General features: G+C 45.3%; 11 protein-coding genes and 1 pseudogene. 6 read left to right on the forward strand and 6 right to left on the reverse strand.

Features of this window, described 5'->3' with window-relative positions; translation table 11 throughout:
- Positions 1 to 424: 424 nt before the first annotated feature.
- A complete protein-coding gene (locus tag IEU85_RS06070; RefSeq protein ID WP_188355372.1) occupies positions 425 to 1195 on the reverse strand; it encodes a phosphatase PAP2 family protein in 771 nt (256 codons plus the stop codon).
- 201 nt (positions 1196 to 1396) lie between these two features.
- Here IEU85_RS06070 and IEU85_RS06075 point away from each other — a divergent pair, with 201 nt between their 5' ends.
- A complete protein-coding gene (locus tag IEU85_RS06075) occupies positions 1397 to 2863 on the forward strand; it encodes an EAL domain-containing protein (protein WP_188355373.1) in 1467 nt (488 codons plus the stop codon).
- 310 nt (positions 2864 to 3173) lie between these two features.
- Positions 3174 to 3572, forward strand: coding sequence for a (deoxy)nucleoside triphosphate pyrophosphohydrolase (locus IEU85_RS06080; protein WP_188355374.1), 399 nt, complete (start codon positions 3174 to 3176; stop codon positions 3570 to 3572).
- Between the two features lie 226 nt (positions 3573 to 3798).
- Here IEU85_RS06080 and IEU85_RS06085 read toward each other — a convergent pair whose 3' ends face one another.
- Positions 3799 to 4491, reverse strand: a complete 693-nt coding sequence (locus IEU85_RS06085; RefSeq protein WP_188355375.1) for an HD domain-containing protein — start codon at positions 4489 to 4491, stop codon at positions 3799 to 3801.
- Between the two features lie 379 nt (positions 4492 to 4870).
- Between IEU85_RS06085 and IEU85_RS06090 the strand changes: the two genes are divergently transcribed.
- A complete protein-coding gene (locus IEU85_RS06090) occupies positions 4871 to 6163 on the forward strand; it encodes an ABC transporter permease family protein (RefSeq protein ID WP_188355376.1) in 1293 nt (430 codons plus the stop codon).
- Positions 6156 to 7313 carry an ATP-binding cassette domain-containing protein gene (locus IEU85_RS06095; RefSeq protein WP_188355377.1) on the forward strand — a complete coding sequence of 386 codons (1158 nt, stop codon included), beginning with the start codon at positions 6156 to 6158 and terminating at the stop codon, positions 7311 to 7313. Before IEU85_RS06090 ends, IEU85_RS06095 begins: the two co-directional genes overlap by 8 nt.
- A gap of 630 nt (positions 7314 to 7943) precedes the next feature.
- On the opposite strand, the pseudogene IEU85_RS06100 reads toward IEU85_RS06095, so the two are convergent.
- From IEU85_RS06100 to metG, 4 genes and pseudogenes are all read right to left on the reverse strand, one after another.
- Positions 7944 to 10115, reverse strand: a pseudogene (locus IEU85_RS06100) (KUP/HAK/KT family potassium transporter); the annotation flags it as partial.
- Between the two features lie 250 nt (positions 10116 to 10365).
- Positions 10366 to 11319 carry a TatD family hydrolase gene (locus tag IEU85_RS06105; protein ID WP_188355378.1) on the reverse strand — a complete coding sequence of 318 codons (954 nt, stop codon included), beginning with the start codon at positions 11317 to 11319 and terminating at the stop codon, positions 10366 to 10368.
- 3 nt (positions 11320 to 11322) lie between these two features.
- Entirely contained in the window at positions 11323 to 13041 is a 1719-nt protein-coding gene (locus IEU85_RS06110) for an SHIRT domain-containing protein (RefSeq protein WP_188355379.1), read from the reverse strand.
- A gap of 1014 nt (positions 13042 to 14055) precedes the next feature.
- Complete coding sequence (metG, locus tag IEU85_RS06115) at positions 14056 to 15918, reverse strand: methionine--tRNA ligase (RefSeq protein ID WP_188355380.1); 1863 nt, start codon at positions 15916 to 15918, stop codon at positions 14056 to 14058.
- Between the two features lie 305 nt (positions 15919 to 16223).
- On the opposite strand from metG, the gene IEU85_RS06120 reads away from it, so the two are divergent.
- Together IEU85_RS06120 and IEU85_RS08725 are read left to right on the forward strand one after the other, a co-directional pair.
- Positions 16224 to 17417, forward strand: a complete 1194-nt coding sequence (locus IEU85_RS06120) for a hypothetical protein (protein ID WP_188355381.1) — start codon at positions 16224 to 16226, stop codon at positions 17415 to 17417.
- Complete coding sequence (locus tag IEU85_RS08725; protein ID WP_229714805.1) at positions 17414 to 17839, forward strand: variant leucine-rich repeat-containing protein; 426 nt, start codon at positions 17414 to 17416, stop codon at positions 17837 to 17839. Before IEU85_RS06120 ends, IEU85_RS08725 begins: the two co-directional genes overlap by 4 nt.
- The last annotated feature ends 30 nt before the right edge of the window (positions 17840 to 17869 follow it).

A 17869-nucleotide genomic window follows, 5' to 3' on the forward strand; every position in this document is an offset into this window, starting at 1 on the left:
CACCCAACCAAACCAGAACCACAATCCCATCAGCTGAGCGGCAGCGAGAAGTAAACTTACACCAAAACCAACCCAAACACAAACTGGCTTTCTCAAAATGTCTCATACACTTGTATTTTCAATAGCTTATCGGCGTGTCGAAAAATCCGTGGATAACTATCCTCTTTCTTGATTTTTATGCTTGCATGCTCCCAATATGCCAAAGTATTTGATTTTTTCCTCTCTTATTGCCACAACAACCTGTGTCACAAAACAATTTTCTGGGCAAATGACCGTATATTGATACGTGCAGTACGTGTTACAGCTCTATGCAACTTGATACAGCCTGCTACCAACCTAATGCGGTTTGCTCTTAGCACATTCATACTTTGTGTGACTTTGCTTGCCGCATGCATATTCATATTTCAAAGCCGTACTTTGTAATTTACCGAGATTCAAAACTCTGCACGATTAGCCATACAGCGTATGCCAACAATGGGTACGCCGCAGCAGCAGTAAGCACATCAGTAGGATAATGTAATCCCAAAATCAATCGTGAACACGCAACAATAATCACCAATATCACACTGATAGTTCGGGCAATATTGCATAGCACACGTACTGTGTGTATATCCAACGCTTTCGCACTACCAATATTCTTATCAGCATTATCAGCACGCACACCAGCAGTTGCTAAGTTCTTCCAATGTGCAGTGATAAGCCACACCATCACGGCCACCAGCGAAGCAACCGAAGTATGTCCACTTGGAAAACTCGGATCCCAAGGTAGCAACGCATTACCCACGGAAGTTATTGGACGAGGGCGCATCACTATCCATTTAACAGCCATCACATACAGCATTGGAGCAAACGCTACCAAAATATCAGCTAAAACTGTGCGCCGTATCAAAACAGCACGTCGTATAGATAAAGTTTTTGGGTAATAATGACGCAACAACAGCACTTCAATAACAACGCCGATACCAAGAAACACAAAACAACCAATGGTTGAAAAACTATGTGCAATCACAGCGCTTAACGAGTGCATCCACTGTGGCGCTTGACCGAGATACCGCAACAATGCCGTCTCTACACCAGTCAGCAACTGATTATGCCGAATAATAAAACCAAAAACTGTTACCAATACAATAATGCAGCCAGCCAGCGCCAATCCAGTACGCCGTTTACGAGTATGCACCCCAAAAGTTTCAGCCATCATTCCATAGTACATGATGATTACATGATGGAGGCATAGCCTAACAGAGCATATTGGGATTCAACAGCATGCTAGCCGTCTGCACACCAGAGTTAGCCAGTATGCCAAAACGAGCCAAATTCATCCAAACCCAGTAACATTCAGCAAACTTAGTCAACCTCGTCTAAACATTGCAAATACAGGCATCACACACTACCGCTAGTGCACTTATTCTTCGACCATATCAGTACGCAGCTGCTGCACGCTATTACTACCACGCATAGTATTGCTCAGCAAGAGCATATGTCTCTGTGCCTCATTCCGCTGTTAAGTATCGTAGTAACTACGCCGCTTATTCGCTTACTGTGTGATTATTTGGTTTTTGAAATTGTGGATATTCCTATCCAAGATTCGCTTTTTGAATACTCGCTCTCTCGCATTTTGGTGTCTGTTGCCACTGATTTGCTATCCATTATCTGGATGCCAAGTATTCTTACTCTCGTGCACAGTGGCATGAGCATCGAAGCTGTTGACCACATTGCACAAACTATGCGCACTACAGCAAGCGTGCCGATACAAACTCATGCTGGCGCCGTATCGGTAAGTGTTTGCGGTAGCAATGTGTATTCACAAGAATATCAATCTATGCTGTCTTTGCTCACTTCTGCGCGCGCTCATGTATACACGTCGGCAAGTTCTACAACGCATAATATAGCTCAAGTAGCTAGCTCTTCAGCACACGTGTCCTTGGCGCGGTTGGCTGCAATCCCAAGTAACACTTCGACAGCTACCTCTGCAGCAAATGTTACGAGCCATGGCTCGAGCGCTGCTATGCAACAACTTGCTCTTGCTCAAGGTTTTGAAGTCTCTGACATTATCCGCAAGGCTATTGAGAAGCAGCACATCGAAGTGCTCTATCAGCCAATTGTTGATATCACTACGCAGCAAATTCATGCACTTGATACCTTATTCTGCTTGCATGATGCAGGTGGGCAGGTTATTGAGCAATCCTTGATTACTCATGAAGCAAAACGACTGGGGCTAAGTGCTGAACTTACTATTGCTGTTTTGCAGACGGCATTGAGTGATATTATACTCTGGCAACAGGTCGTGCCACAATTGAGCAGGATTAATATCTGCCTATCTGGTGATGAATTATCTTCTGCAGCATTCCATGAATTACTTGAGTCGTGTTCGAAGCAATACGTCGATCCTATGCAACCGAATATTATCGTCGGTTTGCAGCTTGGCGCTCATGCTATTCATGTGCTGCGTAATGGTTTAGATGATGAATTGCATTCTATTGCAACACTGCCTGGCATACGCATTGGTTTAACGCATATCGGTAGTACCTACTCTGAAACTGCTGCTTTTGCCACACTCCCTGTGGTATTCGGAGAACTTGATCCTGTGCTTATGCGCAGTTGTAATGATTCGCGTACTGCTGCAATAATCATGAATACTGCATCAATTATGCAAGTGGATAACTTTGGACTAGTGTTTGATGGTGTGGATGGGCGTGATCAGCTGGCGTTTGTGCGTAAGTTGCATGGAACATACATACGCGGCGCGCTGGCGGGAAATCCGATGAGCGCTCAAGAATGGCTTATGCGTTGGCAAACTATGGGAATGCAAGTCGATTTGCCGCCCGTATTCGGCAATAGTGGCGACAATGAGGAATTGGAATAATAATACATAATGCTGCTATCGCGAATTAGTAGGGCAACGCAACAGTAGCTTCTAGGTCATACTGCGTCTATACTGCATAACTGCGTGACTATATAACTGGGTAACTGCATAACTGGGTAACTGCATAACTGGGTAACTGCATAACTGGGTAACTGCATAACTGGGTAACTGCATAACTGGGTAACTGCATAACTGGGTAACTGCATAACTGGGTAACTGCATAACTGGGTAACTGCATAGCAACCGTAAGCAATCTATCACATGAGTTATCTATATAAAACCTGAAATGATTAAGCTAAGGAGTGGGGAAATGGCAACAATCCGCGTTGTTGGAGCGGCAATTGTGCAAAACGGCAAAGTATTATGCGCAAAGCGCGGCGCAGGAAAAACACTCGCCGGCGCTTGGGAATTTCCTGGAGGCAAAATTGAGCCTCACGAAACCCCACAACAAGCACTTGAACGAGAAATCCAAGAAGAACTCTTATGCCAAGTTGCTATTGGTCAGCAAGTAAATACTGCTTCTTACACATACGATTTTGGGACAGTAGAACTTACTGTATTTATCTGTCATCTACTTAGCGGTGAGCCACGGCGCACAGAACATGAAGAGTTTCGCTGGGTGTTGCCCGAGGATATGCCAAAGTTACAGTGGGCGCCGGCCGATCACGATGCTGTGACAGCAATTGCTGCTATGCATTTTGAACACTAAACTGCGGTGTACACACGCACTGAGCCGTATACACAGGATACTTGCGCGGAGTACTCGTACAGAGCACCTACATGAAATACGCGCGCGAAGCTATTTGTATAAAGCTGCGTTTCATTGTCATACTGCGATTTAGACAATACAAATATAGGCGCCCGAACAATCCGAGCGCCTATACGTTGAATACGTTTACAAGACTATCTAGCTGTGCATGTGATACGCAATACGCCTAGTCCACATCAATAATTGGCATATGGTACTGCTCTGCTAAAGCAGTAATGCACTGTGGCTCGCCGTATACGTTCACAAGTTCGCGCATACGATCACCGTTTTCTTTTCCAAATTTATCACAGCGTTCGATCGCTTTTGCCGCAGTATAGAAGCGTGGAGGATTGGATTTGCTGTTGAAATTATCCGCATACATCACGATTTCTTGCTCAAGATTCATTGGCACGTAATCATCTTCCGGCAATGGCAGGTGCTGCTCACGTACTTGCTCTGCAGTAAGCCCTACTCCAGTGTGATTGCGGCAGAACTGTGCAATCTCTTCATCAACACCCTCTGCCTTGAGCAGATCATAGCCAATAATGCCGTGCAAAATATAGCGGTCTTTATCGAAGCTTACTGGCTCACCATTCGACCCATCATTATCAATAACACCATAAGTGCCAATATCGTGAAGCAAGGCTCCCACTACAGCTTTACTGGTGTCCATAAGCCGAGGTGGAACACGAGAAGTCACTTCTGCAATCGCTTCCTCACCCAGTGTGCAACGTCGCACAAACAAATTATTATGCCGTTTACTGAGTTCCTGCACCATTTCTGCAACAATCATGGAGTGACGGTATACCAGCTCATAGGCTTCCTGAGATGGCGCGTACTTACGGTGTAGTTCATCAATTTCATCAAAATTTGGAATCATACTGGTATTGTATCGTGCTTTTTGGCGAAACTTACCATTTGCTGAGCGCATACACAAGTGTCAACTTTCTCATACCAATTCCGCTACTTCGAAATAGCAACTCTTCAAACAAGTACACTTCCGCGCATCAATCTCGCTACTTTGCAATATCAGATGTTCCAAACCACACGGAAAGCAAATAGAATACTCTGCACGCTGCATTCAGCAAACATTCAGTGGAGCTCAAGTGAATATTCAAGCAATATTCGGATAACGTCCACCCGTAGGGCACATAGTATTACATGGAATTTACCAGATTCATGCACAATAGACTTGGGCTCACTCTAGTGCGCCGCTTGAGTTGCATGAAAGAACGTATTGGTCAAAACTGGAGATACGCATGTTCGTACTACAGAACGCATGGTCAGCCATGAGGCACCACCGTTGGCGCACACTTGGATTGACGCTTCTCGCCGCTCTTGTCGCGGGTGGCATGATGGTCGGTTTATCGATTACCTCAGCTGCGCACACAGCACAAACAACTGAATATAATGCACTACAGCCCATTGTCAGCATTCGCTTAGATAGAACAAGCGTGATGAAAAAAGCAGGGGCGAGCAAAGCATCTGATGTTGATTGGAGTAAACATCAGCTCACGCTCTCCAAATTCCTGCAATATGCGCAGACAGCTTCTGAGCAAACACAAATCCAATTTACTACAGCATTCTATAGTGAAACTGCAACGCTTGATGCCATTCAAGACGCTAAGCTACCTCAGGGCAGCACCACGCTAACACTAACTGGTTTTTCTGAACAAGCAGCTCTGGATAACGCTATAAACGGACCATTTACTCTTGTTCAAGGTAAATTCCCTGGTTTTGACACTGATAGTGCTGGAAAAGTAATGGTTCCACAAGCACTTGCTCAGGCTAATCATTGGAAGGTTAGCGATAAGATTAGCATTATTGCAAAATCTGGAGCACAACCTACCGAAGTTACAATAAGCGGTATTTATCAAAATAAGCAATCTGTTGATGGGGACGCAACAGGATTAGACCCTCAAACAGCAATATACAGCTCACGCTATGAACTTGCTCAGCTTGGTATTAAGATGCAAGATCCTGATGCCACAACGAATTATCTTGATATTTCTGTTGGTGTGCCAACTCCAGAAGATGTTGCCAAAATTGATAAGGCCATGAAAAAGGCTGGTTTAAGCAACGACTTTACCTTGGTGTCTCCCACACTTGATAAGTACAACGCCTCCATTGCCCCACTGGTGCAGCGCGCTGATATTGCACGTATCGCACTGCCTGCCTTGATTGGCATTGCAGCATTATTATTGCTTATCACTCTTGCTCTTACATGGAAAGACGCCAATGAAGAGATTGGTATGCTGATGCTACTTGGTCGCTCACGTCTCGCTATTGCTTGGCAGTTCTTTATGCAAATTATGCCAAGTGTGGTTGTCGGATGGATTATCGGGGCACTTGCATGTGGCTTTACTACTGGACACATTGCTCAAGCTCTAGGCATTACACATGCTGTAACGCCTTCACTGTCCATTATTGGCACTGTTGTGTGGAGTGGCATATTAGCACTAGTTGTCACGCTTGTATTTGCTTGGATCCGCACACTTATGGTTACTAAGACTGCTGTACTGGGCTCTCGTTTGGAGGTGGAGCATGAGTAAAGATTTACAGGATCAGATGCCAGCCAGCACCCCTGAAGAAACTGAGGAAACCGAAGTACTGTCAGCGTGGGATATTATGGCTCAAGAAGATATTGTGCAAGAGCCAATAATCGCCATTGCGCGCGATGAGAGTAGCAGTAAAGCTACAAATAGCGAAGCTCCTACAGATAGTGATAAAGCTATTGACAGTGAAATAACATCAGATAGCGCAACACCAGCATCGGCAGATAATGCAAAGCCTGCGCAAGCCACACAGCAGAGTAGCTCTGAGCAAAGCGATAGCGATAGCACTGATACAAATACCAATACCGAGAACGAAGATGATCAGCATCCAGATGACAATGGCGATAAAGCTGATGAAACTGACGATATCGATGAAGCTGATTCCAGTGTCGATAACGATGCCGACAATAACAGCACTACCTTTGAAGCAGCTACTGTAGAAACAAGCCTGACAGCACAGGAAATTGAGCAAGATTTAAGCGATCCCATGCTCAATTTGCGTCGCTATCCTTCACTTGCACTCGAACACATCACCGTACTACAACGCAAAACTCATACTGCCGTGCTTGATGATGTTTCTTTTGAGTTCTTTGCTCGTAAAACACATAGTATTTTGGTACACGATAATGAGCAACGTGCTGCCCTCCTTGGTATTATCAGCGGACTGGTAGCACCACATTCTGGCACGGTAACCTTCAAAAGCCAGCCGCTTGCAGAAATTACCCGTCATGATTGGCGTGGGCATTTCCTAGGGATGATTACGCAACGCTTTGGCTTGCTTCCCAACAAGTCGGCTCGTGACAATCTGGTATACACCATGCAGTCATCTGGCAGAAACTTCTTAAAAACTATGCCTCTGGTAGCAGATGACGTACTACGTGAGGTTGGTTTTGATCTCACACGCAATACCACGCCAGTTAAGGAGCTACACGCTTGGGAACGCGCGTTAGTACAATGTGCCAAGGCATTGTGCTGCGAACCAAATGTTGTGCTTGCCGATGAGCCAACACTGCAATTAGGCGAAGATGGTAGCGAACAAGTGCTCACTACTATTTGGAATATAGCAAAGCATCGTGATTGTACGGTAATTGTAATAACCAGCGACGCTGATATTGCTCAGCAAGCTGATATTCAATATAGCCTATAACACTTTTACTGCTAACTCCACTGACCAAAATACAAACTAAAATACAGACTAAACGCAATAAGCCGAGTACTTACAAAGGTACTCGGCTTATGTTTCTTTAGACCACTTCAGCGCGTACTATCATTCCTTCGTAGCGGAGGTGTCATCCTCTTGCGGTTTTCCAACTGAGGACGCTGGTCTGAGATCAAAATTCGGCGTAGAACGTCGCTTTGCAGGATATGCGCCTGACCTTGCTGCATCAGATGCTTTTGCTGCACGTGCTACCGATGAGCCAGGACGCGGATGCCTTTTATACTGATCACTAGCTGTTACTGGCTCGTCAGCATGTTCTACATGAGCTGCTTGTCGCTGTTGTCCCGCTTGGTCAGCCTTATCCTCTGCTGATTTTGCTGACTTTGCAGATTTTGCAGCTTCTTGCACAGTAGCATCGTGCTCACTCGTATCCACAGCTCGCGCAGTTTGACGACCACCAACTGCTACAGCAACAGCAGCCATACTGCCATGTTCAATAGCATCATCTACAAGAACCTCTGCGCGCTGTACTGCTGTTTCTTCAATTTCCTCTTTTTCAGCTTCTTCTTCTCGAATTTGCTGCAAGGTAATTGGTCGTTTTGGCATACGCAATGCCACACGCTTTAAAGCAGGTACTTTATTAGTAGACAAGAAGAGTGGCTGTACTTCAATCATAGGATTGTATGCTGCAAGACCAAACCACTTACTTGGGCTTCCTGCCACATGACGCACTGCATACTTAATACGCAATGATGTTGCACCGCGGGAGGTGATCTTTGACTCAGGCATCAATGCTTTATGCACAAGCACATACTGAATCGTGCCAACTTGTGGATCCTCATCCACCTTTGGATAGATCACTGACTGCTTCGGTAAAGTACCATCATCAATCAAATCATGCATAATTTGATGTAGATATGTTGCCACATTCTGCGGAACTTTGAATCCAAGTCGTATACGAACACGGAATAAATAGCTCGTTCCGAAGTTTTCAACTGAATACTCTCGCGTAAACGGATCGTCAGTTACCTGCACCGATACTGCCCACCATGCACGCGCGCGCTTTGGATGGTTAGCAAAAATTGAATAGAAAATATCAGTATCAAGGCGGCGCAAATCAGCATCAGACGTCAGATATACCAAGTTATCGGCAAAATATGGAATCTTAAAATCTCTATGCAAGGCATCCAGCGCCGGTAAGAATTCTTTCGGCGTCATATGCCTACGCTGTGCACGCTCAACTTTAGTACCCTGATCCCAAGTGTACATAATGCCCAAAATTGCCATGGTTAGCAGCATGGTAAACCAGCCACCATGGAAGAACTTAGACATTGAGGACAGGAAGAACATAATCTGAATGGCCAAGAAAATAATGCCGAATACAATAGCAAAAACGTGGCGCTTCCAAGCAGCCCAAATATATACTGCTAACAAAATTGTAGTAGTAATCATGGTAATAGTTAATGCCAAACCATAAGCCGCTGTAATATGCTCAGAATCCTTGAAAATAGCAAGCACACCAAGAGTTGCTACGCACAATACCAAGTTAATTGCTGGAATATACAGCTGACCGCGAGTACGCGCAGGATAGCGCACTTGCAGATGAGGCATCCAATTCAAACCGGTAGCCTCGGAAACCATAGTGAATGCGCCAGTAATCAATGCTTGAGATGCGATAACACCGGCAGCTACTGACATGACCACAGCAATGGCTCGCATAGTGCTTCCTGGCATGGATTGGAAGAATGGGTTCAACCCATCTACCTTGTACAGAGCAGTATTGTCTTGATTATCAAGAATCCATGAACCCTGACCAAAATATGTCAGCATCAGCGCAATTTTAATAAATGGCCACGTAATATAAATATTGCCGCGTCCAACATGACCCATATCAGAATACAGAGCCTCAGCACCTGTAGTTGCCAAGAATACTGTACCCATCACTGCTATACCAGCTTTATTATTAGGGTCAAAAAGCAGGAATTTAATACCTAAGATTGGATTGAGCGCCTCAAGAATAGACCAATTCGAGCCAATGGCAATAACACCCATAACAGCAAGGAAGCTGAACCAAATCATCACGACGAGACCAAATACTCGACCAATGCTTTCGGTACCACGCGACTGCACACTGAACAAAATGATAATAATCACAGCCGTAATGCCAAGCGTGATATGATCATTGCCTTCAAAAATATGCTCAATTTGCGGGATAGACTTCAGACCCTCTACTGCGGAAGAAATAGAGACTGCAGGAGTGAGCACTGAATCTGCTAAAAATGCAGCGCCACCAATCATAGCGGGCAGAATAAGCCATTTTCCATAGCGACGAACCAATGAGTAGAGTGCAAAAATGCCACCCTCACCCTTGTTGTCGATGCGCATAGCGATGAGCACATATTTAATAGTGGTAATCAGCGTCACTGACCAGAAGAGTAGCGAAAGCACGCCAAGCACTGATTGACGGTCAGTGTATTGCAAACCGCCTTGACCGGCAACAAATGATTGCATGGTATATAGTGGCGAAGTTCCAATATCGCCATATACCACACCAAGTGCCACAATAGCCATGGTTAAGGTAATGCGGTCTTGGCTTGCTTGCAGCTTGCGCCACCAACGCCCTATGGCTGTTTTTGGTGGGTTTTGTGCTGCTTTGCCAGCTAATGCTGCTTCTCGTTTGGCACGCTCAGCCTCGTCTTTTTCTCCAGGAAGTGTTACATGGTGCGATGTTTTCGGCGCCTTGGTAATACTTTCTTTGGGCATAAGCGAGCCGGAATCCTCAGCGGTCATTGGCACTCGCACTGTTGTCGTCTGCGCTGACGGCGCAGACGGACTTGTCTGAGTGGTTTGCTCACCCTGAGTGACCTTAGTCTTTTCCGGCACGTGAAACCTCCAACTTCTGTTCGCGTACTACTCACACTAGAAATAGCATGTACTGCAATTCCACTGCTAGTAATAACGTAGCGAAAGGCTACACTACCACTACTTAGGCATATTTGTACAATACGTGAAGATTATCTGATATATTATGGGCTAGATACTAGGCTAAATGGTACACGCGCATCGCATTATTCCTAGTTAATTGTGCAACTTCATCGACGCTGCATTGCAAAACTTCTGCCATTGCTTGTAGTGTGTATGGCACCATATATGGGGCATTCGTCCGCCCACGATATGGCATTGGCGTCAAATATGGGGCATCTGTTTCTACCAGAATATGGTCACGTGGCATTAATGACAGAGCTTGGCGAATGGATTCGTTGCCTTTATAACTTACTGTTCCAGAGAAACTCAGATACCATCCGTGCTCAGCGGCAACTTTTGCCATATCTGCGTCTCCAGAAAATGAGTGGAATACTGTACCTTCAGGAGCGCCATCACGCAATAATGTCGCAATACAATCTTCATGAGCATCTCTATCATGTATTTGCATGGCAAGTCCCAATTCTTTCGCTAACGCAATATGAGCTCGGAATGCTTCTATTTGCAAAGCTCGCGATGCTTCACCTGTGCGAAAATAGTCAAGACCTGTCTCACCAATAGCCACTACTTGTTGCGTGTAGGTTGTAGCTAAACGGTGTACAGTTTGTAATGCCTCTTCGAATGGCACATCATGCCATGGCTTATATTGCACCGCTAATCCGTCCGGACCTAAAGCACCATGATGTCCATGCAGTACCGATTCATTCGGGTGAATAGCGAGGGCGGCATGAATCTGCTGGGGGAATTCCAACGCTAAATCAACAGCATCTTGTAAATGTGGATATTCGCAGCCAACATCGATACTATGCCGTATACCTACTTGCTGCGCCTGCTCAATAATTTCTGCTTCACTGTACACTGGCACGGGATCTTGTCCACGTTGCTGTGCTTCATAGCTCATAGCTTTAGCAAAGGGCACTACTGAGCGAATATGTGTATGATTGTCAATACTCCACTCGTGTAGTGGAACAGGAGCTGGAGCCCAATTCCGATTACGATGATGTTTTGCCATAGCCTAATTATGCTTAATGCTAGGGAAGAATCGGCGACGTATACCACTGAATAGTGCAACACTGCCCGCGCCAACAGCTACTACTCCTGCTGCAACAGCGATAAAGGAAGCATTTTGCGTAGCACGGTGAAATTCACTTACCTGAGCAGTATCATTTTCCCCATCAATATCAGGATCAATATTGACTTCATAGCGCGGTTTAGTATCATGTGCCAAAGCAGAGTCAAGCACTAATGGTTCCTGACGGTGACTTTGCTGGACACTGTCAGACTGAGTAGAGCTTCCTAAATCTGATTGGGTAAGCCGACGTTGCGATGCCTTTGTATTGCTGTGGATCTCATGGTTAGCAGCACTTCCCGCGCCACTAAAAACATCACGCCAAGTCTGCATTGTTGATGCATTATTGCCAACTTGACGGTTCACAAGATTGGTTTGCTGCGGTTTGGTGCTCTGCGTAGCTGTCCCCTGACTCTGCTCAGATGACGTCTCCTTTTCCTGACCAGAGTTATTTTCAGCAGTATGAACACCGTCTTGGGATGATATTGCTGAGTCTTCACCATACGCTGGCTGTACTGGCTGGACATCAGGTTGAGATTCAGGTTCAGTTGTTGGATCCGTTATCTCTGGATTACGCGTTGGTTCTTCCGAATCTGGATCTACGGGCACTTCCGGTTCTGGATCTACCGGCAATGGATCTGGATCAACAGGGGTTGGCTCATCCGCCTCAAAATCCCACATGCCTTCAATAATGACATCACCAAGAACAGTATTACCTGCAGATACGCCATCTACTACATGCCACCCATTAAATATCCATATGCCCGTCTGACCATCCATGGTACCGCGTTCGCGATATCCAAGTAACGGCATCTGCGGTAGGTTTACAGTCTCGCCATAGGTGATATTCTGCTTACTCTCTGGCAAAGCAATATTTTGAGGTGCTCCATTGTGCCATTGATACTGTAGTGTGAACTTTTTTGGCTCCCAAATGGGGTCAAAGACTGTATCTTCGCGCACATCAGGATATACACTCGTGTATGTACTGCTATCGCCCACTGCACGCCAGCCTACAAAATGCTCAGACGCTGTGTCCGCTAGCATAGGTAGTTGGAAAGGCTTGCCCTCTTGAGCTAATACACTGCGCGCTTCATCAACGTTCATATGCAATGTAATCACATGCATTATTGTGTCAACATCGCCAATACCTGTATCCGTATCTGGGTCTGGGTCAATATCAACAAGCGGCTTATCACTATCATCACCGCTTGGAAGATTAGGGTCGCTAGGCTCGCTCGTATCTCCTGCAGTAGTATTCGAAGAGTCTGTTCCAGCTGAGCGGTCATCACTGGAACTATCAGTGTCACCGGTCACGCCAAATGACCATTCACCCTCATATACGACATTGCCTATGGCATGCCCTTGTTCATCAAGACCTTGAATAGCATGCCAGCCAGTAAAGAACCATACTCCAGTATGCGAATTACCTAAAGCATCAACCATAGTGTCTTGGACAGCATATCCTTCATTAAACACTGCATCTAGTTGAGGACTCTCACCCCAATACACACTTGATGATTCTGGGAGCAATACTCCAGCTGGTGCTCTGCCTTTCCACTGATACGTCACCGTGTATACGGTTTTTTCCCATACCGCGCTGAATACCATTGCAGAGGTAATATTGCGAATCATGTCACCTGGACGATATACTTCTCCGCTTGGCACTTTCCATCCTATAAATGTGTACCCCAGTCGACTCTTGGGTAGCGGAGCATAAATACTCCCGCCTCGTTCTACGCTATTCACAAATAGTATTTGGCGAGATTCAATATCTACAAATTGTATAAAATACTTAGTCTTATTGATGGGTTCCATCGCACGAGTATTTGAGTACTGTACAGATGCAGGTGCAGCATTTTCTTCAAGAGCTTGAGATACAGCGGGGAAAGCCAAACAAGATACAGCAAAGCATAGCGCGCACACTACGCCTATGCAGGCGGCAACTTTCCGCCTCAGCCGTATCAAAGCAAACTCTCTCTTCACTCTTTTCCCCTTATATAAGAACCCTGTTTAAATTGTATCGAAAACCCCTGTTTTTACAAGGGGGGGGGGGCAGGTTCAGCGTGTTATATATTTCCGTCGTCCCATCTGACATACTTTTGCAAATATAAGTCATTTTCAATGTGCAGATATCAATTTTAAGATGCACTCAACTCCGATCCAATAAAAAATTGACGAATAGTTATATATGTCAATTGCAATAGGGGGTAAGTCGAGGAGACATCTTTTCTCAAAAAGGAAATAACATCTCTTTCGAAACTGTTGAAAAACAAAAGAAAAAAGCCGGCGGGAGAGAAAACCACCGGCTAGAGAGAAGAGAGAAGAAGGGTCCAGTTATCAGATTCGGTAAGGAATCTCATCATCATTTCCGATGACGGTATTTATATAACCATGGTTAGCTGAGTGAACTAATAGGGTAATCTGAGAATATCCATAAAGTTATGTGAAGAATTTGTGTACAATATGTGTTTATCGCGTATCAAACGCGTTTAATATGCAAGTCGATACAAAGAATTGACAAAACTGACAAAGTTGATTATTTCGTCAACTTTTTCAGATATTCATTTAACAAAAGGCGGTGCTGCATTAAATAAACAGTACCGCCTTGTATTTGTTTTCATAACTCAATCAGTTTCTCAACTAATTGCAAGGCTCTTGCAGAAGCGAACACCTAATAGCTTACTGCGCTAATTTACTTTTTTCCGCTTCAAATCGAGCTTGTTCTTTAGCCTTACGTGCTGCAAGTTCCTGCTCAAAGCGCTCTAACTCTTCCTGAACAGCCTCCGTAGGGATCTTAGCGAAAATAGGACTTGGTTTAGCCACTGCCGTACCTGGAACCAACGGTTCGCGTGCCCAAGCATGTACAGTTTCACCAAGCTTATACTCCCCAGTAATAATCGGGTATGTAAATCCTGGCTTATCCAAATCCTCTACCTCTTCAATATGAGGCAGTGGAGAAAATACACCAGTACCGCCAAGAGCTTCAAACACTCGCTGTGCTGCATGAGGCAAGAACGGCGCAAGCAAGGTATTAGCATCACTTACTGCCTGAGCAGCAACATGCAACACAGTACCCAAGCGCTCAGGATTATCCTTGATTTTCCAAGGCTCGGTTGCAGAAATATACTTGTTAATTTCTCCAACAATGCGCATAGCCTCACCAAGAGCCGCCTTCTGGCGCTGCATTTCAATGAAATTACCAACCGTATAAAAAGCAGCAGCAGTTTCCTCAAGTAGCTCATGATCCTGATTAGTCATTTGCGCATCAACCAGCTCAGGAATAGCACCAAAATTCTTATGAATCAGCGTAGCCACACGGTTTACCAAATTACCCCAAGAAGCAGCTAGTTCCTCGTTATTATGGCGAACAAACTCTTCCCAAGTAAAGTTAGCATCAGAATTTTCAGGTCCGGCTACCGAAATGTAATATCGTACTGCATCAACAGGGTAGCGTTCCAAAATATCTTTAACATAAATCACAATGCCACGTGAAGACGAGAACTTCTTACCTTCCATAGTCATGAACTCGCTTGCCACAACCTGCTCAGGAAGATTAAGCGGACCAAGCTCACCAACTTCGCCACCCTTACTACCTTGACCGTTATATGCCAGTATTTCACTTGGCCAAATTTGTGAGTGGAACGTAATATTATCCTTGCCCATGAAGTAGTAGCCCGGAGTTTGTGGATCATTCCACCATCTGCGCCACAACTCAGGGTCTCCCTGACGACGTGCCCATTCGATAGATGCTGACAAATAACCAATAACAGCATCAAACCAGACATACAGTTTCTTATTTGGGTTATCAATCCATCCATCTACTGGAACTGGAATACCCCAATCAATATCACGGGTAATGGCGCGAGGCTTAACTTCCTTGAACAAGCCTAGAGAGAAGTTAATAACGTTAGTGCGCCAACCTTCACGAGTATTCAGCCATGCCACATTAGCATCAGCGAGCGCAGGCAAATCCAGGAAATAATGTTCAGTTTCTTCAAAGCGTGGGGTTTCACCATTGATTTTGGAAACTGGGTTAATCAAATCAATTGGATCAAGTTCATTGCCGCAATTATCGCACTGATCACCGCGAGCGCCAGGATCATGACAAATTGGGCATTCACCTTCAATATAGCGGTCTGGTAGTGTACGACCAGTGGAAGGAGAAATTGCTACCTGCTGCTTATCCTTGTAAATATAGCCGTTTTTCAAGCACTGCTTAAAAAGTTCCTGTACCACATGCTCATGATTGCCAGTAGTTGTGCGAGTAAACAGGTCATAGCTTAACCCGAGATCGCATAAATCTTTAGCAATAACGCGGTTATAGCGATTGGCAAGTTCTTGTGCAGAAACACCTTCTTTTTCTGCTTCCACTAAGATTGGTGTGCCATGCTCATCAGTGCCTGAAACCATCAGCACATCATGGCCTTTCATACGCATATAGCGTGCAAATACATCGGAAGGTACACCAAATCCAGCAACGTGACCGATATGGCGAGGACCATTAGCATATGGCCAAGCAACACTGATAAGAATATGACTCATACGTTCGATTATGTGTAGTGCGTAGGACACAGCAATGCAAAAAGCATGCACAAAGGTACTTAGAGATATACAGCAATGTAGATATACGGATACAGGTAAGGATAAAGATATTGAGATAAAGCTGTGTGAGCATATGTGGATAACACAGTCTTGATTTGAGCTGCCGGTGCATAATGGTGGATAACATAATGCCTCACACTGTTTTTGTGGAAAAGTGAGTGCATATGTGTAAGAGTTATCCTGTTTTTCCACAAAAAATATTGCTCAGACATATGAGAAAAAGTCATCGCCTATGCTTGCAAACCATGACTATACAGCACATACCATCTGAAACTCCATTAGCAGCGAGTACGCCAAGCACAACAAGTGCACTAAGCACCCCAAGTACGACCAACACGACGAGGCATACTCTTGCAAGCAGTCCTGCGCCGCATCGGCCAGAGTCAACGCACAGTCATGCCGCGCATCACCCTGCACCTGAGCACCCTAACAATCGTGTACGCAGTAATGCATCGAGCACCGATCAAGAGGTAGGTTCGCAAGTTCGCGCGCCCGCTAAACGATTACGGCGACACTCTACAAGTCACAGTCCAACGCTATGTGCCAATACCAGCAATGCTCAATCAGTAGCCATAGTGCGCACAAGTCCAATAGCAGGCGGCGCTCAGCCAAAACAAACTGTAGCGAAACATGACGCGAGGAATACCACATATACATCCTCATATTCATATTCCCCAGTAATAAAAAGCACCGATGTTTGCGGTCCATTAGCACTATGGTCTTTAGCAGAACGAGGTATTCTATATCGTCTTGATTCATCATGCGGCTACCTCATCAAAGAGGAGCACACTGTATCCAGTAGAGCCCATATTATTAGCAAACTTATTCCTGTAAATACCGTAGCTTCAGGATTGCTTGCATATTGGGTTTGGATGGGCGGCACCTTCCCTGATTGTTTTGACATTATTTCAGCATCACACTACTGGTCTGTACTCCATGAGCGACCTGTACATGCTACCAATCGAATACTTGGTGATCACCATATTGTTACGGCACATGGTTTACATATTACTTCGCCAATACGCACTGTGTGCGATATCAGTTGTTTTCGCATGAAAGGCAATCACCATGCCCCTCCTGCTCCGTCAATCCGCACAAACCGTAGCAGCAAGCAATATAGCGCACAATCACACAATGAGTACGAGAATAAGGGACGGTATCACAATACTGTGCGTTCATGGTATGGCTGCGATGTCACCTTGCCAGAATCTCGGAGCCAAGAATCGGCAGTATTGCAACGTATGAAGGATATGATTACCGAGTATGATATTGCTATTAGTGAGTGCTTAACCGAATTATGGGATAATAATCATTGGCCTGACCGCAGCATTGGTATACGTCGTTGGACTACGCTCAGCCCTTATACCGCAGATTATCCCAATTCCGCGCAATACGATTACACTCAGCAATACGCTTACGGATATGCTGGACTGCCATGAACTTTACCAACCACGGTCGTACGGGCAAACATACTTCTGCTGCTCGTCAGCGCATTACGCATCAACAACGCCAACAAACCGATAGGCTTAGCCGAGTTCAATCCCAAACGTATCAAGCCAAGTATGCTCATTATGAGCATACTGACACTCACTTAGGAGGTAGTGACGGACCACAGACCATAGAAACAGTGCGGCAATTTTCTGCTCCTCCACGACCGCCACAACAGCTCAACGCCAATCTTGCCAGCGACCCCGATACGCATATTCTCGTATTGTGGCATATCGCTCAGCACATTCCCCGTTTACGAAAATGGGTAATAGCTAATAGCGCTGCTGATGCGCAGCTTCTTGAATATATTGCTCAGCAAGGCGGTCCAGGTGTTGAACAAGCATTTGAGGCGCTCTTTTCAAGTATGAAGTAGCCAGCTTCTAACAGTTACGGTCTGCCTAAC

Source organism: Galliscardovia ingluviei (assembly GCF_014635685.1).
Classification (GTDB): domain Bacteria; phylum Actinomycetota; class Actinomycetes; order Actinomycetales; family Bifidobacteriaceae; genus Galliscardovia; species Galliscardovia ingluviei.

Excerpts from the sequence above, each read along its gene's own strand:
- IEU85_RS06090 (WP_188355376.1), top strand. The coding sequence starts at position 4,871 with ATGTTCGTACTACAGAACGCATGGTCAGCCATGAGGCACCACCGTTGG.
- IEU85_RS06105 (WP_188355378.1), bottom strand. The coding sequence starts at position 11,319 with ATGGCAAAACATCATCGTAATCGGAATTGGGCTCCAGCTCCTGTTCCA.
- metG (WP_188355380.1), bottom strand. The coding sequence starts at position 15,918 with ATGAGTCATATTCTTATCAGTGTTGCTTGGCCATATGCTAATGGTCCT.
- IEU85_RS06080 (WP_188355374.1), top strand. The coding sequence starts at position 3,174 with ATGGCAACAATCCGCGTTGTTGGAGCGGCAATTGTGCAAAACGGCAAA.
- IEU85_RS06070 (WP_188355372.1), bottom strand. The coding sequence starts at position 1,195 with ATGGCTGAAACTTTTGGGGTGCATACTCGTAAACGGCGTACTGGATTG.
- IEU85_RS06095 (WP_188355377.1), top strand. The coding sequence starts at position 6,156 with ATGAGTAAAGATTTACAGGATCAGATGCCAGCCAGCACCCCTGAAGAA.
- IEU85_RS08725 (WP_229714805.1), top strand. The coding sequence starts at position 17,414 with ATGAACTTTACCAACCACGGTCGTACGGGCAAACATACTTCTGCTGCT.
- IEU85_RS06120 (WP_188355381.1), top strand. The coding sequence starts at position 16,224 with ATGACTATACAGCACATACCATCTGAAACTCCATTAGCAGCGAGTACG.
- IEU85_RS06085 (WP_188355375.1), bottom strand. The coding sequence starts at position 4,491 with ATGATTCCAAATTTTGATGAAATTGATGAACTACACCGTAAGTACGCG.